Origin of the sequence: Nodularia sp. LEGE 04288 (genome assembly GCF_963896525.1) — a bacterium.
In the GTDB taxonomy this organism is placed as follows: Bacteria; Cyanobacteriota; Cyanobacteriia; order Cyanobacteriales; family Nostocaceae; genus Nodularia.
Genome location: NZ_CAWQOY010000171.1, coordinates 53,528 through 77,104 on the forward strand (window position 1 = coordinate 53,528; position 23,577 = coordinate 77,104).

A 23,577-nucleotide genomic window follows, 5' to 3' on the forward strand; every position below is an offset into this window, starting at 1 on the left:
CTAATGACTAATGACTAATAACTAATAACTACCGAATATATTCCTTAAGAACACTGTTGCGATTCGGGTGACGTAACTTGCGGAGTGCTTTCGCTTCAATTTGACGAATCCGTTCGCGAGTGACGTTGAAAATCTGTCCAATTTCTTCCAGAGTCTTCATGCGACCGTCATCCAAACCATAGCGGAGTCGGAGAACATCACGTTCACGAGGACTGAGGCTATCGAGGACTTTTTCCAGGTCTTCACGCAGCAGATTTTTGGAAACCTGATCTTCTGGAGTTTCACCATCGGATTCAATAAAATCGCCCAATCGAGAATCTTCTTCTTTACCGATGGGCGTTTCTAATGAGATGGGTAACTGGGCAGATTTAGCAATAAATCGTAACTTCTCGATGGTCATTTCCATGCGAGTAGCGATTTCTTCTTCAGTGGGTTTGCGACCCATTTCTTGAGATAGCAACTTGGTAGTTTTCTTGATCCGCGAAATGGTTTCGTAGAGATGAACCGGTAGGCGGATAGTACGGGATTGATCAGCGATCGCACGGGTGATTGCTTGACGAATCCACCATGTAGCGTATGTAGAAAACTTATAACCTTTTTCGTGGTCAAATTTTTCTGCGGCGCGAATCAAACCGAGACTACCTTCCTGAATTAAATCTTGGAAGGACAAGCCACGATTCATGTATTTCTTGGCAATTGACACCACAAGACGCAGGTTCGATTGCACCATTTTATCTTTTGCCCTGCGACCAATATGCAGGCGATAACGAAATGCTGGTAATGGTAGCTGTACGGCTTCTGCCCATTCCCGATATTCAGGTTCGCGTTCTAACTGTTCTTGCAGTCTATCCCGCACCCTTTCCAATTCCAACAAATCGGCGATTTTTCGCGCCAATTCGATTTCTTCGTCTGCCCGCAATAGGCGAATCCGACCAATTTCTTGCAGATAAAGGCGAATCGAGTCTTCGGTGTAGTGCTTTTTCTTGCTTTGTGTCCGACGACGTGATTTAGCGGCTTTTCCAGACTTTGTGTCGTCCTCATCAGACTGAGGCTCTAAAAACTCATCTTCGCCATCATCGTTAATCAGCAAGTCCTCTTCTTCTTCTTCTTCTTCGACTAAGAGTTCTAACTCGAGCTCAGGCTGATTTATTATTTCTAGGTCAGGCTGATAAATGCTTTCGAGTACGTTGTTAGCCTGGTTCATGCCGCGTTCCTCATGCTCCTTGCAGAATCAATTACTCAAGATGTGTTTACTGCTCTTTTTAAATGAGCGAGTTAACTACCGAAAATCGGGTTTTAGGCTGTTTTCCCGGAAATCTTTTCGGAAGTTTTGCTCCTCTTCATAGAGGATTTTTTGACTGTATATGGAAAGTCGCAGTTACTGCTGACTTGCTCATTTTAGTTAGAAATCATATGTGTTGCTATCACATACAAGTTTTAACTAATTCGTCTAAACAAAGGCTTGTCTTGATCTCAAAAATCTACCACTCCATATAAACAAAATAGGACTGTAATATGAGGGTTGGCATATTTTCTGATAAAGACTTTTCCGATTGTAGCCTGTTTCACAAAAATTGCACTCTTTTTGTGTATTAATCATGATGCCATTGTGCAAGGTAAAGCCACTAATAACAAAAAGATATTGGAAATGGTAGTCATGCCCTTAAAGTTTTCTCAAACTTTTTGGCATCTTAGTGACATTATCTTTACATTCAAAGGAAACTACACCCGCTTTTACATACTTTTCAGTATGATCTGCAACATTAATTACTTAGAAACAGTTTTTTTAATGTTAACTTAAGCGAGAAATATTAATGCACCCATTATTACATTTCCTTCATAAATGGCTCAATCTTAAGAGTTGCATGAAGATTCTGACAGTCTAAGTACAGCAAGAATGGTAATGCTGATCTTAAGACACTTAACTTACTGAGGCCAAATGCCTAAACTAAGGAGTTGAGGCTGTGGCAGAATCAGCGAAATGGCAAACAATTGAGATTTGACTGATTGGTCTTATTCACACGTTAGCGCACTGCTGAAATTTCAACCCAATGAAAGTTGACAAACTGTTCTTATTGTATACACCGATATTTTAATCAATTCAGCAGAAATTTGACAGTCAAAATTAGAGATATTAGCCTACTTAAACCAAATATCTAGATGATACAGGCAAAATAATCGCCATCACTTCGGCAATACTGGAAGGTATTAGCAGTGAAAAGTTGGGACATAGAACAGTCAGATGATCGGTTGAGAACCTACTTGCAGAGGGGCTTTCAGTAACAAAATTGTTAAATATAATACTTTTGGCTTAAGGATAATGTTGTGATTCTGTGATATTGAATCCTTAAGATATTTAGCCAATTTTGCTTTTTAGACAAGATTTCGCTTTGCTATTCAAGCATAACAAATGCTCTTCTAACTTGTGGGAGAAATTAAGCCCAAAGTTATGGAGCTGTGCTTTTGACTCTGACTGAAGTGCCGATACAGTTGGGATCTCGCAATCATCGGAAATCAACCCCCTACTCCAAGTCATTAGTCTTTAGATCAGCAAACCACAAGCGGTGGGGTATGCACTCCAAACAACTAATGACTAGTGATTACTTCATCACTGTGGGATAAACCTTGACAATAAATCAGTTGTGTGTTTTAAGTCATAGCTAAAAACTAATAGTGATGATAATTCCATCCTTATGTATTTTATCAAACAATTTTCACTGACTAAAAAGCACAAATAAAATTTCCCCGGTTTTTGTTCTAGCTTTCTCGAAAATCAAACCAGGGAGCCATTGTTTTTTATGAAATTATGTGATATTGGGCTTGTATTCTAAGTATCTGGAAAATTAGGTGGCAGAATTACCTGATCAATTACGTGAACGATGCCGTTGCTAGCGGGAATATCTGCTTGAGTCACCTTAGCATTGTTAATAGTGATACCTTTGGTAGCATCATCAACATTGACTGTGACAGGACTACCCTCAACTGTCTTGACTTCTCCAGATGTCAGTTGACTAGAGGTAAATTGTCCTGGGACAACGTGGTAGGCAAGTAACTTCGTTAATTGGTCTTTGTTTTCTGGTTTCAAGAGGTTGTTTAAAGTACCTGCGGGTAAGGCGTTAAAAGCGGCATCGGTAGGTGCAAATACTGTGTAAGGCCCTGGGGTTGCCAATTGATCTTGTAAGCCGGCGGCTTCCACTGCCCTTGTTAGCGTTTGAAACTGTCCTTCCTTGGCGGCTGCTTGTGTCAGTTCGGCTAAATTGAGATCAGCAGTTGTTTCTAGACGAGTATCTGCAACGGGAGGAGCCGCCGGAGAAGTTTCGGTTACGGGAGGTGAAGAAGGTGGAGCTTGTGTAATCGGTTCGGCACAGGCAGATAGAGCCACTAGGCTGCCTAAACTGATCATATTAAACAATACTTTTCTGATGAACTTTTGACTGACTTTCATCGTTTTGTGAAAATTCCGTTAAGTAGACAATTACTGACAATAGTTAATAATTTTAGGTATATTGTCCCTCAGCCTAACGGCATAGTTTGAAAATACTTCAGTAGGTAGGCACGAATATTTATGACTTCAGATGTGTCGGTTGGCTGCACGTAAGGAAACCCAACATCTTCGCCAGCGTTGGGTTTTGCGTTGCTCAAAACGTGCTAAGTAGGTCGGCGTAAATAAAGTTAACTAGCTAGGGTCGTCATTTGTCCTTTGTCATTGGTCATTGGTAAGGGTTTCAGGAGTATTTACAAGCTGTAATATAGTTTTGTTTATTCCTGCTTACCTACTTATAAGTCGGGAAACAGTGACTCCCCAACCTATGAGTATTTAATTTTTTCAGAGTGTTAACCGTTGATAGTGATCAATTTCATTCGCCGCGTTTAAGTCCCTTACTAATTGGTTAAAGGCGTTGGTAGCGGGTTTAAATCCTCCACCATCCGCCTGATAACTGTTCACTGATGGAAGATGGCTACTTATTAGCTGGATGTTTAGATATCTAAATCTGTGAAATTGAGTTTAGAACCATAGGTTTCGATAAATTCGCGTCTGGGTGCAACGCGATCGCCCATTAAAATGGTAAAAATACGATCAGCTTCGGCGGCATCTTCAATTTCTACTTGCTTCATTTTTCGAGATTCTGGGTTCATAGTAGTATCCCAGAGTTGTTGAGGCATCATTTCCCCCAAACCTTTGAAGCGTTGGATGTTGTAGTTGGCGTTGCTGGGAAGTGTTCCCAGGTACTGTTGCAGTTCCCGTTCGCTATAGCAGTATTCATGATTCTTGCCTCGTTCTACTTTAAATAGTGGAGGACAAGCAATATATATGAAACCCTGTTCAATCAGTGCGCGCTGATATCGATAGAAGAAAGTTAACAACAGTGTCCGGATATGCGCGCCATCTACGTCAGCGTCGGTCATAATTACGATGCGGTGATAGCGCAGTTGGGTGGAGTCGAATTCGTCTCCTTTCACGCCTAAACCGAGGGCTGTAATTAAAGATTGGACTTCATTATTTTTGTAGATTTTCGCGTCGTCTGTTTTCTCAATGTTGAGAATTTTACCACGCAGGGGGAGGATGGCTTGGGTGCGGCGATCGCGTCCTTGTTTCGCACTTCCACCCGCTGAGTCGCCTTCCACGATAAAGATTTCTGACTCGCTGGGGTCACGAGAACTGCAATCAGCCAATTTACCAGGTAATGGCGAAGATTCCAGGACAGATTTGCGTCGGACTAATTCCCGCGCATGACGGGCGGCTTCTGCGGCTTTAAAGGCTTGAATAGCTTTATCTAAAATCGAGTCAGCGATTCCCGGATGAAATTCTAAGTATTCAGAGAGAACTTCTCCCACTAAGGAATCAACAATACCGCGAACTTCAGTATTACCGAGTTTGGTTTTGGTTTGTCCTTCAAATTCTGGGTCTGGGACTTTAACGGAAATGACTGCTGTTAAACCTTCCCGGACGTGTTCGCCACTGAGGTTAGATTCATTTTCTTTAATTTTATTGCGCTTACGTGCGATCGCATTTAAAGTCCGAGTCAGAACCGCCTTCAAACCTTCGAGGTGAGTACCACCATCAATGGTGCGAATATTATTCGCAAAACCCAGCACGTTGTCTGTGTAAGCGTCAGTACACCATTGTAAAGAAACTTCCACTTGGACGTTATTGCGTTCCCCATGCACATAAATAATTTCTTCGTGCAGTGGTTGCTTATCGCGGTTCATGTAAGCGATATACTCTTTAATCCCACCCTTGTATTCGTAGGTTTCTATTCTGGGTGTATCGCTTTTCAGCAGTTCTAAACGGTGGTCGCCAAAGGTAATTTTGACACCTGCATTCAGATAAGCCAACTCCCGCAGGCGACCCGCGATAGTGATGTAATCAAACTCAACGCTATTGATAAAAATTTGGCTATCAGGATTGAACTTGATAGAAGTTCCCGTTTTCCCTTCTTTGTCAGGCTTGGCTACCAGTTCAGTAACTGGTACACCTCGTTCATAGCGCTGGACATGAACTTTGTTATCTCGCCAAACTGTTACTTCCAGCACATCTGACAAGGCGTTAACCACAGAAAGACCGACCCCGTGCAATCCGCCGGAAACCTTGTAACCACCACCGCCAAACTTACCACCGGCGTGTAGTACCGTTAACACGGTTTCTAAAGCCGATTTACCAGTTCGCGAGTGAGTATCGATCGGAATACCCCGACCGTCATCTGTGACAGTCACGGAACCATCAGCATTGATATCCACTTCTATATGGGTACAGTGACCCGCCAAAGCTTCATCAATAGAGTTATCTACCACCTCATAAACTAAATGGTGGAGTCCTCGCGGCCCGGTAGTACCGATGTACATCCCTGGCCGTTTGCGGACGGCTTCCAGACCTTCCAGAACTTGAATCTGATCGGCACTGTAACTGCTCGTCATGAAAATTCTCCTGATGCGTGGGTTTAAAGTCGCCCAAAAACAAAAAAGTCAAAACACACCAAAATTCTAACACAAAAGGGTTACTGGCGACTGTAGACCAATTTTATGAGAAGTTTATATAGGGGATGTAACCCCATAAGTTTTTTGAATTTATCGCCTCAAAAATTGAGATTTCCTAGATTGCTTCTGTACTATAAAGTTTTGTGTCAGAGAACCGCAACGCGAAGTTCAATTAAACAACACAATTGCATCCCATGCTTGTGATAAAAATTAACTTAATGCCTGGGCTGAAACTGCCCATCAGCAAAAACGATATAAAAGCTTTAAGATTTTATCACAAAAGCTTTACGGGAGAGTCCGGAGTATGGGAAGTGTTGACTAATGACCAAAGAATTTGGATTTTGAATTGGCGTTAGCGGCAGCGAGTATTTTAGATTGCAGTCTAATCCAAAATCTAAAATCTAAAATCTAAAATTGATTGACTAATGACTAAATTGATTGTAATTTGTGGTGCGACGGCGACTGGTAAGTCAGGCTTGGGATTGAATTTGGCGATGCGGTTAAGTTCTGTGATCCTGAGTGCAGATTCCCGTCAGGTGTATCGAGAATTTGATATTGGTACGGCTAAACCAACATTGGCAGAACGAAAGTTAGTGCCACATTATTTAATAGATATCTGCAATCCCACAGACACTATGACGGTAGCAGACTATCAGGAACAAGCACAAGGCTTAATTACGGCTCTTCGGGTTGCGCCATTGCTGTTAGTTGGAGGTACGGGTTTATACATACGTTCTATTGTTCAAGGGATGAAAATTCCCAGAGTTGCACCAGATCAGGAATTGCGATCGCAGCTGGAATCTTTAGGACAAACGACCCTATATGGAATACTACAACAAGTAGATGCGATCGCAGCCCAGAAAATTCATCCTCATGATACTGTGCGGACTTTACGAGCATTAGAAGTATTTTACATCACTGGAATTCCCATATCCCAGCAGCAAGGAGAGAACCCCCCAGATTATCCAATTTTGCAAATTGGTTTAGATTGCGAAGTCGAAAAAATCAGGCTACGCATTCACAAGCGCACAGAACAAATGATCGCTGATGGTTTGGTAGCTGAGGTAGAATATCTTTGTCAAAAATACGGAACTGATTTACCTTTGTTGAATACATTGGGATATCAAGAAATCAGGCAATATTTAGCAGGTGAAATTTCTTTAGAATCAGCAAAGGAATTAACGGTTTTACACACGCGACAATTTGCCAAGCGACAGCGTACTTGGTTTAAGGCGTATTCCCAAATTGAGTGGTTTGATGCCGATGATCCTGATTTATTAGAAAAGGTTTGGCAACGAGTAGAAGAATTTACGAAGAATGTGTAGAGACATTTCATCAAACATCTCTACAAAGCCTCTACAAAGTATCAGGATCTATGCCCATAGCCCTGAGTCTTTCTGCTAATAATTGGGCGCGTTGTTCAGCTTCTTCAGCCCGTTGCCTTTCTTGTTCAGCCCGTTGCTTTTCTTGTTCGGCGCGTTGCTTTTCTTGTTCAGCCCGTTCATCTCCAGTAGGTAGAATAGTTCCATCCTGGTAACACCAGCGCAACCAATTATCTTGTCTACCTTCAAATGCACCTGACCACAGAATTAAACCCAGACCTACTTGTTCTAGCCAAGTTTCAGAAGTTTCAAAATAACGCCTTCCCCTGAGTTCATAAATTCGTAATGCTTGTTCTCCTAATTGTTGATTAGGGTCATAGACAATATAGTAACTCGCTCGCATTTGCTCATAAATTTCTAACTTTTTGCCTAATTCATCACCTTCTTTATTAGAGACAATTTCCATCACAACTTCTGGAGGTTTTTCAAACTCCCAAAGCATATAACAACGATTTTGCTTGTCCCACCATTTTTCGGGTATTTGGACATCTAAGCTAAATAAAACATCAGGGACAATAGGCGGTTTTCTGTATGCATAATAAACACCCACATTAGCGGCTGCTAAAAAAATCTGGTTTTGTAAGGAACTGTAAAGAGAGCCAACCAAGAGGCGTTGTTGTTTTTCAGATGCGAAATTGTCCACAGGTGTATCATCTTCGGTAACTAGTAGGTTGGCATCTGGCACATAGAAATTATCTGCATTGATGAGAACTTGCTCAACCATAATTTTATCCACTATTTGAGAGCGTTATTTCTAGCTTAATTGATTAAAATTAGATACCGTTTCTAAACAGTATCAGGATCTATGCCCATAGCCCTGAGTCTTTCTGCTAACAATTGGGCGCGCTGTTCAGCTTGTTCAGCCCGTTCATCTCCAGTAGGTAGAATAGTTCCATCTTGGTAGCACCAGCGTAACCAATTATCTTGTCTACCTTCAAATTTCCCTGACCACAGAGTTAAACCTAAACCGACTTGTTCTAACCAAGTTTCTGAAGTTTCAAAATAACGTCTTCCCCTGAGTTCATAAATCCGTAATGCTTGTTCTCCTAATTGCTGATTTTGGTCATAGACAATATAGTAACTCGCCCGCATTTGCTCATAAATTTCTAACTTTTTACCTAATTCATCACCTTCTTTATTAGAGACAATTTCCATCACAACTTCTGGAGGTTTACCAAAACGCCAAACCATATAACAACGATTGTGTTTGTCCCACCACTTTTCTGGAATTTGGACATCTAAGCTCAGAAAAACGTCTGGTACAATGGGGGGCTGAAGGTCTGTATAGTAAACACCCACATTAGCCTCAGCTAAAAAAGTCTGATTTTGTAAAGAACTAAAAAGAGAACCGACTAATAAGCGTTGTTGTTTGGCAGATGCGAAATTGTCCACAGGTGTATCATCTTCGGTAACTAGTAGGTTGGCATCTGGCACATAAAAATCATCTGTATTAATCAGAATTTGCTCAACCATAATTTTATCCACTATTTAAGAGCGTTATTTCTAGCTTAATTTGTTTCCGCAAATGTGGCGGGAGGTGAAGGAGTTTTTTAGTTCGCGCAGAGACGCAGAGATACAGGGTTAAGAATATACATGAGAAATTTGGGTTCGTTGCTTCAAGTCCTTTCAAGCAATGGGCAATATACGTAAATTTACTAAGTATTGCAGGCGGAAATATTGTTATAGTTTACTTAGCTGTTTGCTTGGGGCTATAAAAAACAGATGAATCATATCTTAAGACCATTTAACCAGGGAAATAAGTGGGGTTATAAAAACCAGAAGGGAGAAGTTATTATTGCACCGAATTTTAATGAAGCTAGTCAATTTAATAACGGAATTGCACAAGTAAAAATTGATGGTGAAATTCACCATATTGACGAAACAGGAACCATTATTCAGTTACAATTTATTCAGGCTGAGGAACTATCTCATGAAATGAGCGTATCTGCATTCAGTGATCCTCTGGCTAATCCTCAAAAAGAATTGGAAAATCTCCCAAATTTACCCCTAGATTTAAAACGTTTTAAACATCGAGAAAAACACGGTTATAAAAATAAACTTGGTAAGATAGTTATCCCGGCGCAATTTAGTAAAGCTTACGAATTTTCGGAAGGATTAGCATTGGTAAAAATTGATTTACATTGGGGTTATATCAATTTAACAGGTAAGCTAGTAATTAACAATAAATTTGATTGGGCTGAGTGTTTCTCTCAAGGTATTTCTCGTGTCAAATTTGGGAACAAATATGGCTATATTAATTTATCTGGAAAGGCTATTATCCCAGTTAAATATGATTATATAGAAAAATTTTCAGAGAACTTAGCAGCCGTAAAAGTTGGGAAAAAATGGGGCTATATTAATTTGTCAGGTCAACTCGTCATTTTTCCCCAATTTGATTATGCTGAGAGTTTTTCTGACGGTATTGCCAGAGTAAAAGTTGGGAGAAATTATAAATATATTGACCATTCCGGTACAACAGTCAATTATTACAATTCTAATGTTAACATAAAACCATTAGCCACGACCAATGTAAAACTTCAGCAGCAACCACTAACTCCCAAAGAGCCAGAAAGCAAAAATTTAGACTTATTACATACAAGAAGACGCAAAAGAAGAAATACAACTTCCAGTTGATTATGCATTATTACTTCCCCTAAAGCATTATTCTGGTCACAATGGTGATATATCTACCTCTAACTATAAAAAACTATGCTTATCCAAGAGAAAAAGCAATACAACTGGAAACCTATTATTAAAGCATTTGAGGCTGTAGTTGGTAAAAATGGTGTAGTGCAGCGTCGGGAAGAACTCATCACCTATGAGTGCGATGGCTTAACCAGTTATCGTCAACGTCCGGCTGTGGTAGTTTTGCCCAGAACTACAGAACAAATTGCCGCACTGGTGAAGATATGCAACAAATACTCTGTAACCTTTATCGCACGCGGTTCTGGTACTGGTTTATCTGGTGGAGCTTTACCTTCAGAAGATTCGGTTTTGATTGTCACTTCCTTAATGCGGCAAATTCTCAATGTTGATTTAGATAATCAGCGCATTGTGGTACAGCCAGGAGTGATTAATAGCTGGGTAACGCAAACTGTAAGTGGTGCGGGATTTTATTATGCACCAGACCCTTCTAGCCAAATTATCTGCTCAATTGGGGGTAATGTGGCGGAAAACTCTGGTGGGGTGCATTGTCTCAAGTACGGTGTTACCACTAACCACGTTTTGGGCTTAAAAATTGTCACCCCTTCCGGGGAAATTCTGGATTTAGGTGGACAAGTACCAGAAATGCCTGGTTATGATTTAACAGGTGTATTTGTGGGTTCTGAAGGAACTTTGGGTATCGCTACAGAAATTACTCTGCGAATCCTCAAAAGTGCTGAATCAATTTGTGTTTTATTAGCAGATTTTACCAGTGTGGAGGCGGCTGCGGAAACTGTTTCTGATATTATCAGTGCGGGGATTATTCCCGGTGGTATGGAAATGATGGACAACATTAGCATCAATGCAGTTGAGGATGTGGTGGCGACAAATTGTTATCCTCGCGATGCTACGGCGATTTTATTAGTAGAAATCGATGGTTTAGATGTGGAAGTTGGGCTAAACAAACAACGTGTGGCGGAAATTTGTCAAAAGAATGGCGCGCGTAATGTCACTTCTGCTAGTGACCCGGAAACTCGTTTGAAACTTTGGAAAGGTCGGAAAGCGGCTTTCGCTGCGGCTGGACATTTAAGCCCGGATTATTATGTTCAGGATGGTGTAATTCCTCGAACTCAATTAACTTACGTTTTGCAGGAGATTGAGGCGTTAAGTCAAAAGTTTGGTTATAAAATTGCCAATGTATTTCACGCTGGTGATGGCAATCTTCACCCGTTAATTCTATTTGATAATGCGGTTCCAGGCGCGTTGGAAAAAGTTGAGGAAGTGGGCGGGGAAATTCTCAAGCTTTGTGTAAAGGTAGGTGGTAGTATTTCTGGTGAACATGGTATTGGTGCAGATAAAAAATGCTATATGCCAGATATGTTTAGCGCTGCTGATTTAGAAAGTATGCAATGGGTAAGATTCGTTTTTAATCCCAAGGGTTTGGCAAATCCTGATAAGATTTTCCCCACGCCCCGAACTTGTGGTGAAGCAGCAAATGCTGTCAGCCTGAAGCAGTTTGCAGGGGTGGAAAAATTTTAACAGTTATCAGTGAATAGTTATCAGTTAATACCAATTATTTGTGAGGCTGCATATTATTTCGACCCCTCCCCGCAAGCGAGGAGGGGAACTGGATTTCTGGTTAAATTCTATTTATGCATCTTTATATTAAATTGGTATAAGAGACATAATTGGGTCAAAATCTCCCAGCTTATGCTTTGATAATTGATAAATGTTCACTGTTCACTGATTTAATACACTGGGGTTATAAATTAATAGATAATGATATCTCTACATATTCCGGAGGGATGGAATTTTGCTTTGTAGTGACAAGTATTGCTCTAAAAAAAGTCAAGCGCAGAAATGAATCGGTTGAATAGACGTGGCTTTAGTTACTTCCTGTGCTTGGGTTTAATGGTGTGCTTAACAGTATTTTCATTTCCTTCGCGACCACTTTTTTATCAGCCGAAAATTTTACCTACTATAACGGAAATTCGTGGCGTTTGGCTAACTAATGTTGCTAGTGGTGTCCTATTTTTACCTTGGGGAATTAATCGCGCTATTAACGAACTATCAGCACTAAAGTTTAATACGATTTATCCTGTAGTTTGGAATAGAGGCAATACTTTTTATAAGAGTCCTAGAGCTAAAATGGTTACAGGCTCAGATGCTGACCCTATACTTAATTTAATCCACGGTGGACAGGATGTTTTAGCAAAGCTGATCAAACTTGCTAAACCTCAAGGTTTAAGTGTGATTCCCTGGTTTGAATACGGTTTTATGACACCACCTCATTCTCAATTAGCCCGGCGTTATCCAGACTGGTTAACTATGGGTCAAGAAGGAACAAAATCTACAAATGAAGTTCCTTTGGAGGAAATTAACGACAACTCAGCCCATCAGCAAGCTTGGCTAAATCCTCTGCATCCGGAGGTTCAGGAGTTTATCTTGGGGCTAATTATGGAAGTGGTGAGTCGTTACGATGTGGATGGTATTCAGTTGGATGATCACTTTGGAATGCCTGTAAAATTTGGTTATGATGCTTTCACTGTTGATCTCTATCGCCAAGAACATCAAGGGAATAGTCCTCCTAGTGATCCTTTTAATCCCAGATGGATGCGTTGGCGTGCTAATAAGATTACTGATTTTATGGCGGAAATATATGAAAGTGTGAAAGCAGTTAAACCTAATGCTATAGTTTCGCTTTCGCCTAATTCACAAGGTTTTTCCTATAAATACTATTTGCAAGATTGGGAAACTTGGGTGAGGAAAGGTTTGGTCGATGAGTTGATTTTGCAGGTATATCGCAATAATCAAAGTAGTTTTATTAATGAATTAGAACAACCAGCAGTGAAGTTTGCTCGGTCTCGCATTCCGGTGGGGATTGGGATATTAACGGGAACTTCTAAGACTCCTGTGAATATTGCCCAAATTAGAGAACAGGTTGAGACGGTGCGCGATCGCACTTTTCCCGGTATTTCGTTTTTTTACTGGGAAAGTTTATGGGGTTCGATTACGCCAGAATCACCACAGCAACGGCGCAATGTGTTTCGGGAACTGTTTGCAGGTGGGGCTATGAGACCTTAGTGTTTTTTTAACGCAAAGGTACGCTGAGTTTTTTTTGACAAAAAACCTGGATTGTGTTGTATACTATCGCTGGCGTGTGGTGTGTCAAAAAACATGGTGCGGCTTTTTGTGACGGTGATTTTGCTGGGGTTATTGATGGGGTGTGGAAGTATTGGACTGCTACCAAATACTCAGTTAGTCAAAAAGGCGATCGCATTCCAGGTTGAGCAAACTCAGCAGCAACTCAACGAAAAACTGGATCTGGATTTTCAGGGCTTTGAAATCAAACGCTTAAAAATTCAGCAGGAACAACCCCTGACGATTCAAAGTTTACCCGCTTTTCGGGTGCGGGGAACCTACGATTTAATTTTGAATCTCCCAAAAAGACAGTTGAAACAACTGCAACAACCTTTTGAAGTTTATCTGCAAATTCAGCAAGAAGGTAAAAGCTGGCGCTTGCTAGTTCCGGCACTGGATAGCCAAGATTCTCCAAAGACTTGGCGCAGCTATTTAATCCTCTAAGGTGATGTGCATCTCAAAAAACTATCATAAGCTTTACCGTAGAAACTCATAGGCACAGCCATGATCGAGGTGATAATTTCACCAGGGGTTAGGCAAATGAATTTCAGATTTGTGATTAATTCTATCGTGCTAATTGTACTAGCAGTACTGCTGGGTTTTGGCGGACTGCAATGGTTCCAAATACCTGCTGGTAGCTTCCTTGATTGGGTAATTGGTGGTGCAAGTTTTTGGTGGTTATTAGTGATTGTGACTGTACCTTGGAGTGTACATTTTCAAGCGAAGGAAGTCTTAGCAGAAGCCGCACAATCTACGGAAAAACAAATTCCCGTAGATGAAAAACAAATCAATTATGTCAGAGTTTTAGCCAAGCGATCGCTTTGGGTAGCCATTGGTTTACACTTATTCTCAGCCGTGGGTCTTTATACTCTTGCAGCTACTGGTATCAGCGCTGTGGGATATATCAGTTCTGGTGCGGCTTTATTATTAACCATCCTGCGTCCAGCTATCCGCGCCTACGAATATTTATATGCACGCTTGAGGATGATTCGCCAAGAATTTCAATATCCCCGTGAGGATGTGATGGAACTCCGCAATCGTTTTGCTCACCTAGAGGACGCAGTTAAACGCTTAGAAGAACAACTCAATCCCGAACTAGATTACTCATTACCCGCAAATCAACAACGCTTTACGGAAGAAACGCGCAGAGATTTAGCCAGGGTAACTGCTAGTTTAGAAGAATTACGTGCCACAAATCAAATTGAACATGAACGTTTGGCTAGAGAAGCCAGAAGTGCGATCGCGCAACTTTCCACTGATGGACAATTTCTCGATCATGTCCGTGAAATTATCCGTTTTTTCAAAACAGCCTAATACAGCATTGCGTCAATCAACTGAGTCAGTTAGTAGATGAAAACTCCTAACAAACACATTTTATAACCCTTATATAGCAAGGTTTTTAGCCAAACCAGAAAAATGTGTTTGTTTCATTCGTTGCGACGGGATTTAATACTTTTGACTTTTGATTTTTGATTTTTGACTTCCCCTCCTGGGGCGCTCATATCTTGCATCTAGCCCTGGCGATTAGAAATCGCGGAACCACCCAAACTTAGCCACGCGATGTTTAGGCACTTGCAAAATTTATGAGGCTACTCATTATCGCACAGGTTTTTCCTGTTTAAATAAAACTTAATTATCTTGGCATTTTTACTAAATAAAAATTAAGATATTTTTTGAAATTCCACCATTTATTTGTAAATTTTATGACCGTAGAGTATGATATTTTCTGGTTTTATCAATCATGATTATCTATTTTTTGTAAAAAAGCAGGAAAAAATTCATGCACTACCGAATTCGTACTATTGTCGCTGGCGTAGTATGTGTATTCGCATTATGGAGTACACCAGGAAGAACGGAAGAACAGCCAACAGAAGAACCAACAGCAGAACAAGTTCAACCTGCGGTTAATGGAGATCCGAGATTTGCAATTACGACTCAAGATCCTACAGTTCCTACTGACGAATTGCAACTATTAGTTAAGCCGTTAACTTTAGAAGAACTGCAAAATGAATCAGCCGCTTGGCTAATCTTGCTCAAAGATAAAGTTCAAAGAATTAGTAATGCTGAAATAGCTATTAAACGGGAAAATAGAATCATCAACCAAGAGAAAGAAGCATCTGCTTTCTTATTGAAATCAGTGGAAGAACTCAAAGCAGCAGAAGCACAATTCAAGACTGCGACTCCTGGTTCTCCAGAATACGGAGAGGCTGTAAAAGAATTAGAAGCAGCCAAAAAAGATATGAAAAAAGGACAGGAATTTATTCAGAAGGCTCAGAAAGCTAAACAGGATATTCAACAAGATGATGCCTTAAAAAATGCCCTAGAAAATGCTCAAAAGACAGCAGAATTAGATCAAGCTAAAGCTGTATTAGATGCAACCAAGAAACAGCGAGAACAATTCATTGCTGGTTCTTTTGACTATAATGATGCTACAAATAAGATTTATAAATTAGATGCAGCAATCACAGCTTTTGAAGAAGCCCAAACCAAAAAAAAAGAATCTGTTCGTGATTCACTTCAGTTTAAAAAAGCGAATGAACAGCTAGATGCAGCCCAAAAATCTCTCAAGCAAGTAATAGAAGAAATAGAAGGGTTTAGAACCCCAGATACTACTAAAAAATCTTCTCGAGATCTAAATCAAGCTGCAAGTTTGTTGGAGAATACCAAAATTGAAGGTGATGGTAGTACCAAAGTTGCTGGATCAATTGATACTGTTAACAATCAAGAAAGTTTCAAATCTCAGGAAGATAAACTAGAACAAGCCGGAGAACAATTAGATGAAAATGCTAATGCAGAAGCGAAATTTAAAAATGAAATGGTAGTTTACGTTACAGAATTGCAATCAGATCGCACAGCCATAGTTGACAGATTTAAAGTTGTGCTTGCAGAATTAGAACGCAAAGGAGGAGAACCTGAAGCCTATCATAAATACATCACAGCCATCAGCATGGTTGCAGTTGACTTACAAGATACGGAAGGTCTATTAGTTCGCTTGATAAGCTGGGTGCAATCAGGAGAAGGTGGCTTACGCTGGGCGGATCACATCGGTAAATTCGTAGGTATTGTGATTCTCTCCATCATTGTTTCTCAGATTCTAGGAATGATCCTGAATCGCTCCTTAAAACAGATTGGGGGTGCATCTGAGCTATTACGCGAGTTTATAGTTATGCTTATCAAGCGTGGTGGTGTTGTGGTCGGTGTCATGTTGGCACTGACAGCACTAGAAGTCAGCCTTGGTCCAATTTTAGCCTTGGTTGGGGGTGCAAGTTTCGTGTTAGCTTTTGCCCTACAAAACAATTTGGGTAACTTTGCTAGTGGTTTGATGATTATGATTAACAAACCCTTTGATATTGGTGATGAAATCAAAGTTGGTGGTATTTGGGGTTATGTTGATTCTATTTCTCTAGCCAGTACTAAAATTGAAGGTTTTCAAGGTCAGATATATGTGCTTCCTAATAATAGTGTTTGGGAGGGAATGATCGAAAATCTGACTCATAGGGAAATCCGTAAAGTATCGATTTGGTTGCGGGTTGGCTTGAATGAAGACTTAGAACGCATCCAAAACTTACTGCTGGAAATTATGAAATCACACCCGAAAGTTCTGGAAGATCCCAAGCCAGGAAAAGTTCTCTGGTCATTGGAAGAGTATTATTTTTCTATAGGTATTAGTGGTTGGACTAAAACAGTTGATTTTTGGGGAGTTCATGCAGATGTGATTCAGATGATTCAGGAACGGTTCAAGGCAGAAAATATCCAGATGTCAGCAACTCCTGAAAGCAATCTCAATTTACTACAAAATACGACTCAAATACCTGAGTTTGTGGCGGAACAAATCATACAATCTCTACCATAACAAAAAACCGTAATAAATTAAGATATTCCTCTGGTATTTGGTACTGGGAGCATATAAAGTTCCCAATACCCTTTAATTTAGTAAATTTTAAAATGTGACATTTTTAATTACGAATTACAGAAGTCTTGCTGACTCATACAATCGTTTCATCATGGCGAGAATTTTTGTACCATAGTCTAAATCTGCTGACCAGCGCCCAGAAAGCTGATAAATTGATGGCGCAACCCCACGGGTAATAAAGCGAAATCGTGGATCTACAACTTCGTTTACTAAAGGTTCTAAACTAGCGTAAGCTTTTAAGTGTTGAATATGCGCTCTCACACCAATTTTAGCACTGGAAAAAGATGCAACTTCTGCACCACCACCAATAGAACCTAAACCAGAAAAGTTATTTTGCTCAGGTCTGACATCATTCCCAAAGCGTAAGAATCCAGTTTCTAAACACATTTGACAAAAAGCGATATCATAGTTCACACCCTCGGCGTTACCTTCTTCTCGATACAATTTGGGGATGTCAGGAAAATTAAGTAAACCACTTTCATTGTTATTTCTCAGGAATAATTGTAACTCAACTTCTGATGTATTTCCCCGTGACATAATCCGGTCAAGTTGATCAACGCAAATTGATAAATTTGAGCGTAAATTAACTGTGCTAGTTGGCGCATCCCAACCGATAGTCACATTAAAATCTCTCAAATCCACTGCTTTGATATAAACGATTTTTTGATAACTTATGCGGTTGACATTAGGTGATTTTGATAAATCAATTCGTAGCTGATCTACTAAATCAATAGGAATGTAAGAATTACCATTAACTAATATTCCTTTTTCAGCGTATTTCTGCCCATTAATATTAATATTAATTGCTGGATAAGTTGGTGCAACAGGAGTTACAGAAATTGGGTCAATGACTCGGCTCCAAGATGCTATCCCATCGGCAATTCCCACAGCGAAATCACGGCGACGATTTTGCAGCAAAGAGCGATCTTCTGGATTGCTGAGAAAGCCTACTTGCATTAATAAAGAAGGAATTACGACTTGGCGACAGAATATTAAACTCCCCAAACCGCTATCTGTATCTGGCCTAACTCCCCGATTGGGTAACTGAGTTACACGGCGCAAAAGCCCCATTAAGACCAATTCACCATTAGATTTACGCTCCTGGTTGTTGGCGATGTAGAAGACACCCGCACCGCGCACCGTCGGACTGCTAGCAGTGTCAGCATGAATTTCTAAGGCGACATCAACCCGACGACCACGGGAATTAATCCAAGCGATAGTTTCGGCGGCGCTGAGGTCATCGGGGACTGCCAAAACATCAAAACTCCGCGATCGCAATTCTGTTACAATCAAATCCCGCAGCAGAATCATTTCTCTGGCTTCGGTTGTACCACCTGCTATGGAGCCAGGATCTATGCCTCCTGCTTCTTTACCTCCGTGAGCTGCCGAAATAAAAATACGTCCCATCGTCAGTATTTCCTCGAAAAATTAAACTGAAGCAATTTTATACATGATTGTTGGCTTGGCAACAAGAATATAATAGCTATCAGTGGGTAGACTCACCGCATTTATCACTACGAAGCAATGGACTAAAATGCAAATTCCCCGCTTGCACCCAGATACAATTGAGGAAATTAAACAACGTGCTGATATTGTTGATGTCGTTTCAGAATACGTAGTTTTACGTAAGCGCGGCAAAGATTTTGTGGGTTTGTGTCCCTTCCATGATGAAAAAACTCCCAGTTTCACAGTCAGTCAAACCAAGCAAATGTACCATTGCTTTGGCTGTCAAGCCGGGGGAAATGCCATTAAGTTTTTAATGGATTTGGGAAAACAATCTTTTGCAGAGGTGGTGTTAGATTTAGCCAGACGTTACCAAGTTCCTGTGCAAACTCTCGCACCAGAACAACGCCAAGAATTACAGCGTCAGATTTCTTTACGTGAACAGTTATATGAGGTTCTGGCTTCTACTGGACAGTTTTATCAACACGCCCTCAGACAAAGCCAAGGACAAAAAGCATATGAATATTTGCAATCTGAACGCCAATTTAGGGAAGAAACTATTCAGCAGTTTGGCTTAGGTTATGCACCCGCAGGCTGGGAAACTCTGCATCGCTATCTGGTGGAGGATAAACATTACCCAGTGCAACTGGTGGAAAAAGCCGGATTGATTAAGCCCCGGAAGGAAGGCGGCGGTTATTATGATGTGTTTCGCGATCGCCTGATGATTCCCATCCGCGATATCCAAGGGCGGGTAATTGCTTTTGGTGGGAGAACTCTATCTGAAGAACAACCGAAGTATTTAAATTCACCTGAAACTGAGCTTTTTAGTAAGGGTAAAACTCTATTCGCCCTGGATCACGCCAAAGACGGAATTTCCAAACTGGATCAAGCCGTAGTGGTAGAAGGATATTTTGATGCGATCGCCCTTCATGCTGCGGGTATTACTAACGCTGTGGCTTCTCTGGGTACAGCTTTAAGCATTGAACAAGTCAGATTAATCTTACGCTACACCGAATCGAAACAATTAGTCCTCAACTTTGATGCTGACAAAGCCGGTAATATCGCCGCCGAACGCGCCATTGGAGAAATTGCCGCATTAGCATATAAAGGCGAAGTGCAACTGAAAATTCTCAATATCCCCGATGGCAAAGATGCTGATGAATACTTATATACTCATACACGAGAAGACTATGAGCAACTGTTAGCAAATGCTCCACTGTGGCTTAACTGGCAGATTGAGCAAATCATTCAAGACCGGGACTTAAAACAAGCTACCGATTTTCAGCAAGTGAGCCAGCAGATAGTAAAATTACTGCAAAACATAGATAACAGTGATACGCGAAATTATTACGTTTCTTACTGTGCCGAAATCCTCAGTTTGGGTGATACGAGAATGACACCCCTACGCGCAGAGAATCTGTTAACTCAAATTGCACCCACCACGGCGAGAAAAAATCAACCTCTATCTGGTAAGAAAAAACGGGATAGTCACGAACCTCCCCAGTCAACAGTCCCAGGGGATAAAGGTCTTTTAGAATTAGCAGAATCCTTACTGTTAGGAATTTACCTGCATTGTCCCGAACAGCGTCAAGTTATTGTTAACACCTTAGAAGAACGAAATTTAGAATTTAGCTTTTCCCATCATCGATTATTGTGGCAAAAGATTTTAGAATCAACGGGAGAAGAAGTAGAAATTATATCAAGTTTGCAAGATAGATATTTAGAATCATCAGCAGAAATCGCATCAATTTCCCATTTATTTCATTTGAACGAGAAAAGTCAGAAAGAAATACTGCGGACACCCCAAGCAGTTCAAGCTGCTGTTGCTTGTATGGAGAGAGTATTAATAGAAAAACGCTATCGTTATTTCTTAGAACTTTGGGAACAAACCGACCCCGAAGCCGAACCAGAAAAATGGCAATCATACTATCAATCTTTCTACAATGAAAAAATGCGACTACAAGAATTAGACCGCCAACGCCAATTTTCAATTACAGATTTAATTTAATATTAATAATAATTTAAATTACAAATTATCCCTCAGAGATTATCAGCTTAGTAAAAGTATTCTAAATTCCCTATTGTTCAGCAAAAAAACAAAATTCCTGCTCCCTCTCCTTAGTAACTACCGTGTATACACAAGTGATCGAATCGCCCCCTAACCCCCAATTATGGGGGAACAAGAATTTTCAAAGTCCCCCAAACTTGGGGGATTTAGGGGCAAAATAGGCTCAAAGGCAGACAGATAGGACTTGTGTGTACACCGTAGCTCCTTAGTAAGGAGAGGGTTGGGGTGAGGTTCTTTCCATTAATAATCTTGCCAAACCATATTTATTAAGTTAAAATTTATACAAGTTTAAAATAAATATCCCGCAACAATATACACAATCGCTTGAGTGATTATGTGTAGCTTTTGCGTAATAATATTGATTTTCTAAAAAATGTCATTATTTACAAACTTACTGAATTTGCATTCAGCAAATAAACCACTTGAAGACTTTTTTACAGAAATTATTGCTTATTTTCTAGATATCAATCACGATATTTTAATCGCTTGGCTCAAACATGAATCAATTATTGGTGATGAAAATGAAATAAATATCAACCTTTCAACTCAAGAATTCTATCAGCCACTTAAACATCATCATAGCGGTAGTAAACCTGATATTGTTATTAAATTAGAACATGATAATCAGACAGATATTATATTTATTGAATCAAAAATTGGTTCTACTGAAGGATGGGAACAATTAAAAAGGTATGCTGAGATTTTGAGCAGTTTATCATATCCTCAACAGCGAACTCTAATTTACATCACTCGTGATTACGAACCAAAGGAAGAAATTCAAAAATTACTCCCAAACGTAAAATTTTTTCAATTGAGGTGGTATCAGTTTTATGGCTTCTTGAAGAAGTACGAAACTGATACTTTGGCTAAAGAGATATTAAAATTTATGGAGTTTCACAGAATGTCTCATACTAATCAGCTTTCATCTGTTGATTTATTGACAATGGTCAATTTCACAAAAACCTTTAATTTTATGAAAGCTACTCTCAGCGAAGAAGTAGAAAAAGAATTTAGTATAGTTTTTGATAATGTAATCAGAGCCACACAAAATATAACTCTCTGGATAAGGGATAGCAATTATATTATCTACACTAACCTGTATCCTAATGCGAATTTTTGGTGTGGTCTGGGATATTTTAATTTAAATCCGGATAATTTGACTGATTATCCAAATTTGGGGATATATTTAGGAGTTTCTGATAAATTTAAAGAACGTTTAAAATTTATTCAAACAATGCAGGAAATAGTGAAAAAATACCCTGATAAATGGACTCCTCATAATTTAACTATTGCTCCAGCATGGTCTAGCATTTCTTATCGCAAAAGCCTACAAGAATTTTTATCTCAAGAAGAGCAACTATCTGTTATTAAATCGTTTTTTATAGAATCTATCCATGAACTGCAAAAGATTCAACCTTATTTTGATTTTCCTTGGAAGGTTACAAGTACAGGACAAGTATTGTTAGAAGAAAAATAGCCATTTCTAAGTTATTCATTAATTCAATATCTTCAATATCGAAAAAAACATTTTCACTAATAAATTTTCCCAAGATTAAGTAATATTAAGCCGAAAACCCTTGTAGAGACGTTCCATGGAACGTCTCTACACTCCTTAACCGAAAAGTATTGAAATCCGAGTATAAGATATATTTTTCCAAACATACTTCTTTAGGTAGTAGAGCGATCGCCTGAAAAAACAAGATAGTGAGCTATGGGAGGTGAAAATGCGTCAACTCATTATCCAAGTGCCACGCGGAAACGGAAAAGCAGTTATTAATATCGCCAAATCTCATAACGGTTCAAACCTTGCACGTTTTGAAGGGAATGCAGACGAACCGATTGATGTGGTGATTGTTCACGTTTCCAATCGAGAAGTTGGGAAAGTCCTAGAGGAATTGCAAGACTTGCCCAAAGTACAGATCACTATAATACCAACTGGTGTGATGGCTCTGCAACCACCTGTATCGGAAACGCCGCAGCAGGTGATAGATGTGGAAGAACGCAGTCCAATTGAGATTTTTCTCTCTGGTTTGCAAAGTGTTGGCTCATGGCGAGGCTTTCTTGGTTATGCAGTCCTCGCAGGTTTTGTGGTCTGGATTGGCTTGTATACTAATACAACTTACTTACTAGTGGCGGCGATGCTGATTGCACCGTTTGCAGGCCCAGCGATGAATACAGCCATTGGTACTGCATGGGGCGATCGCAAACTCTTAGGAAGAAGTATTCTACGCTATTTTGCAGCTTTAGCCGTCACCATAATTACTACTTGCTTACTTAGCCTCGTCCTCCGGCAAGAAATTCCGACGAGTTTAATGGTAGAAAACAGTCAAATTTCAGCAGTAGCAGTAATTTTACCACTAGCAGCTGGAGCCGCAGGAGCGCTTAACTTGGTTCAGTCAGAACGGAGTAGTTTAGTATCTGGGGCAGCAACAGGAATGCTAGTTGCCGCTTCTTTAGCTCCACCTGCGGGAATTATCGGTATGGCTAGTGCAGTAGGCAGATGGGATATGGTAATTTCTGGGCTGTTCTTACTGTTTTTGCAACTATGTGGCATTAATCTTTCAGCAGCCCTCTTGTTTCGAGTGTTCGGGTTGTCTCCCCAAGGAACTCGCTATCAGCGTGGTAAAAAACAGATATTCTTTTCTGCCTTGGTGATCACTGTCATCGGCTTGGGCGGTTTGCTAAGTTGGCAATTTATTAATTCTCCCAATCTCCAACGCTCTAGTCTAGCCCAACGTGCTAACGCTGAAGTCCAAAAAACTGTAGAAGAAGTTGGGTTAGCAGAATTAGTCGAATCAAATGTACGCTTTACCAGAGCTAATATTGCTGGTCAGAATACTCTACTTTGTGTGATTTACGTGCAGCGTCAACCGCAAATTACAGCATCTAGTGAAGAAATTCGCGATCGCCTCACCCAATCAATTCAAACTCAATTATTAAAACAAAATTTTAACGCCACACCCTTAGTTGATGTAAACGTGCTAGAAACTCCTGTAAGATTACAATAATCC

The 23,577-nt window shown here is 40.2% G+C and carries 16 protein-coding genes; 10 read left to right on the forward strand and 6 right to left on the reverse strand.

The features are described from left to right. Positions 1–28: 28 nt before the first annotated feature. The 3 genes from rpoD to gyrB all read right to left on the reverse strand — a co-directional run bounded on the left by rpoD (position 29) and on the right by gyrB (position 5,916). A complete protein-coding gene (gene rpoD / locus AACX33_RS24910; RefSeq protein WP_089090975.1) occupies positions 29–1,204 on the reverse strand; it encodes an RNA polymerase sigma factor RpoD in 1,176 nt (391 codons plus the stop codon). Positions 1,205–2,827: 1,623 nt separating this feature from the next. Beyond that, positions 2,828–3,445 (reverse strand): fasciclin domain-containing protein, encoded by a 618-nt coding sequence (locus tag AACX33_RS24915; protein ID WP_194002924.1) that lies wholly within the window; start codon positions 3,443–3,445, stop codon positions 2,828–2,830. Between the two features lie 533 nt (positions 3,446–3,978). Beyond that, positions 3,979–5,916, reverse strand: a complete 1,938-nt coding sequence (gyrB, locus tag AACX33_RS24920; protein ID WP_194002922.1) for a DNA topoisomerase (ATP-hydrolyzing) subunit B — start codon at positions 5,914–5,916, stop codon at positions 3,979–3,981. Positions 5,917–6,401: 485 nt separating this feature from the next. Here gyrB and miaA point away from each other — a divergent pair, with 485 nt between their 5' ends. Beyond that, positions 6,402–7,301, forward strand: coding sequence for a tRNA (adenosine(37)-N6)-dimethylallyltransferase MiaA (miaA, locus tag AACX33_RS24925; RefSeq protein ID WP_194002920.1), 900 nt, complete (start codon positions 6,402–6,404; stop codon positions 7,299–7,301). Between the two features lie 31 nt (positions 7,302–7,332). Here the strand turns inward: miaA and AACX33_RS24930 are convergent, their stop codons facing one another. Both AACX33_RS24930 and AACX33_RS24935 read right to left on the reverse strand, forming a co-directional pair. Further along, positions 7,333–8,082 (reverse strand): Uma2 family endonuclease, encoded by a 750-nt coding sequence (locus AACX33_RS24930; RefSeq protein ID WP_194002918.1) that lies wholly within the window; start codon positions 8,080–8,082, stop codon positions 7,333–7,335. Positions 8,083–8,144: 62 nt separating this feature from the next. Beyond that, on the reverse strand, positions 8,145–8,831 hold the full coding sequence (locus tag AACX33_RS24935; protein WP_194002916.1) for a Uma2 family endonuclease: 687 nt from the start codon (positions 8,829–8,831) through the stop codon (positions 8,145–8,147). A gap of 249 nt (positions 8,832–9,080) precedes the next feature. On the opposite strand from AACX33_RS24935, the gene AACX33_RS24940 reads away from it, so the two are divergent. From AACX33_RS24940 to AACX33_RS24965, 6 genes are all read left to right on the forward strand, one after another. After that, entirely contained in the window at positions 9,081–9,992 is a 912-nt protein-coding gene (locus tag AACX33_RS24940) for a WG repeat-containing protein (RefSeq protein WP_194002913.1), read from the forward strand. A 75-nt stretch (positions 9,993–10,067) separates the two neighbouring features. After that, a complete protein-coding gene (glcD, locus tag AACX33_RS24945) occupies positions 10,068–11,540 on the forward strand; it encodes a glycolate oxidase subunit GlcD (RefSeq protein ID WP_194002911.1) in 1,473 nt (490 codons plus the stop codon). Positions 11,541–11,861: 321 nt separating this feature from the next. Further along, positions 11,862–13,085 (forward strand): glycoside hydrolase family 10 protein, encoded by a 1,224-nt coding sequence (locus AACX33_RS24950; protein WP_194002909.1) that lies wholly within the window; start codon positions 11,862–11,864, stop codon positions 13,083–13,085. A 93-nt stretch (positions 13,086–13,178) separates the two neighbouring features. Further along, entirely contained in the window at positions 13,179–13,586 is a 408-nt protein-coding gene (locus AACX33_RS24955) for a hypothetical protein (RefSeq protein WP_194002983.1), read from the forward strand. Between the two features lie 96 nt (positions 13,587–13,682). Beyond that, on the forward strand, positions 13,683–14,456 hold the full coding sequence (locus AACX33_RS24960) for a hypothetical protein (RefSeq protein ID WP_194002907.1): 774 nt from the start codon (positions 13,683–13,685) through the stop codon (positions 14,454–14,456). Positions 14,457–14,922: 466 nt separating this feature from the next. After that, positions 14,923–16,995: a mechanosensitive ion channel family protein gene (locus AACX33_RS24965; RefSeq protein ID WP_194002905.1), complete on the forward strand. Its 2,073-nt coding sequence runs from the start codon at positions 14,923–14,925 to the stop codon at positions 16,993–16,995. Positions 16,996–17,109: 114 nt separating this feature from the next. Here the strand turns inward: AACX33_RS24965 and tftA are convergent, their stop codons facing one another. Beyond that, positions 17,110–18,462, reverse strand: a complete 1,353-nt coding sequence (gene tftA / locus AACX33_RS24970; RefSeq protein ID WP_194002903.1) for a hormogonium tapered terminus morphoprotein TftA — start codon at positions 18,460–18,462, stop codon at positions 17,110–17,112. Between the two features lie 127 nt (positions 18,463–18,589). Here tftA and dnaG point away from each other — a divergent pair, with 127 nt between their 5' ends. The 3 genes from dnaG (at position 18,590) to AACX33_RS24985 (ending at position 23,574) form a co-directional block, all read left to right on the forward strand. Beyond that, positions 18,590–20,506: a DNA primase gene (gene dnaG, locus AACX33_RS24975; protein WP_194002901.1), complete on the forward strand. Its 1,917-nt coding sequence runs from the start codon at positions 18,590–18,592 to the stop codon at positions 20,504–20,506. 433 nt (positions 20,507–20,939) lie between these two features. After that, positions 20,940–22,043: a PD-(D/E)XK nuclease family protein gene (locus AACX33_RS24980; RefSeq protein ID WP_194002899.1), complete on the forward strand. Its 1,104-nt coding sequence runs from the start codon at positions 20,940–20,942 to the stop codon at positions 22,041–22,043. A 247-nt stretch (positions 22,044–22,290) separates the two neighbouring features. After that, positions 22,291–23,574 carry a TIGR00341 family protein gene (locus AACX33_RS24985; RefSeq protein ID WP_194002897.1) on the forward strand — a complete coding sequence of 428 codons (1,284 nt, stop codon included), beginning with the start codon at positions 22,291–22,293 and terminating at the stop codon, positions 23,572–23,574. Positions 23,575–23,577: the final 3 nt, after the last annotated feature.

Excerpts from the sequence above, each read along its gene's own strand:
- rpoD (WP_089090975.1), bottom strand. The coding sequence starts at position 1,204 with ATGAACCAGGCTAACAACGTACTCGAAAGCATTTATCAGCCTGACCTA.
- AACX33_RS24915 (WP_194002924.1), bottom strand. The coding sequence starts at position 3,445 with ATGAAAGTCAGTCAAAAGTTCATCAGAAAAGTATTGTTTAATATGATC.
- gyrB (WP_194002922.1), bottom strand. The coding sequence starts at position 5,916 with ATGACGAGCAGTTACAGTGCCGATCAGATTCAAGTTCTGGAAGGTCTG.
- miaA (WP_194002920.1), top strand. The coding sequence starts at position 6,402 with ATGACTAAATTGATTGTAATTTGTGGTGCGACGGCGACTGGTAAGTCA.
- AACX33_RS24930 (WP_194002918.1), bottom strand. The coding sequence starts at position 8,082 with ATGGTTGAGCAAGTTCTCATCAATGCAGATAATTTCTATGTGCCAGAT.
- AACX33_RS24935 (WP_194002916.1), bottom strand. The coding sequence starts at position 8,831 with ATGGTTGAGCAAATTCTGATTAATACAGATGATTTTTATGTGCCAGAT.
- AACX33_RS24940 (WP_194002913.1), top strand. The coding sequence starts at position 9,081 with ATGAATCATATCTTAAGACCATTTAACCAGGGAAATAAGTGGGGTTAT.
- glcD (WP_194002911.1), top strand. The coding sequence starts at position 10,068 with ATGCTTATCCAAGAGAAAAAGCAATACAACTGGAAACCTATTATTAAA.
- AACX33_RS24950 (WP_194002909.1), top strand. The coding sequence starts at position 11,862 with ATGAATCGGTTGAATAGACGTGGCTTTAGTTACTTCCTGTGCTTGGGT.
- AACX33_RS24955 (WP_194002983.1), top strand. The coding sequence starts at position 13,179 with ATGGTGCGGCTTTTTGTGACGGTGATTTTGCTGGGGTTATTGATGGGG.
- AACX33_RS24960 (WP_194002907.1), top strand. The coding sequence starts at position 13,683 with ATGAATTTCAGATTTGTGATTAATTCTATCGTGCTAATTGTACTAGCA.
- AACX33_RS24965 (WP_194002905.1), top strand. The coding sequence starts at position 14,923 with ATGCACTACCGAATTCGTACTATTGTCGCTGGCGTAGTATGTGTATTC.
- tftA (WP_194002903.1), bottom strand. The coding sequence starts at position 18,462 with ATGGGACGTATTTTTATTTCGGCAGCTCACGGAGGTAAAGAAGCAGGA.
- dnaG (WP_194002901.1), top strand. The coding sequence starts at position 18,590 with ATGCAAATTCCCCGCTTGCACCCAGATACAATTGAGGAAATTAAACAA.
- AACX33_RS24980 (WP_194002899.1), top strand. The coding sequence starts at position 20,940 with ATGTCATTATTTACAAACTTACTGAATTTGCATTCAGCAAATAAACCA.
- AACX33_RS24985 (WP_194002897.1), top strand. The coding sequence starts at position 22,291 with ATGCGTCAACTCATTATCCAAGTGCCACGCGGAAACGGAAAAGCAGTT.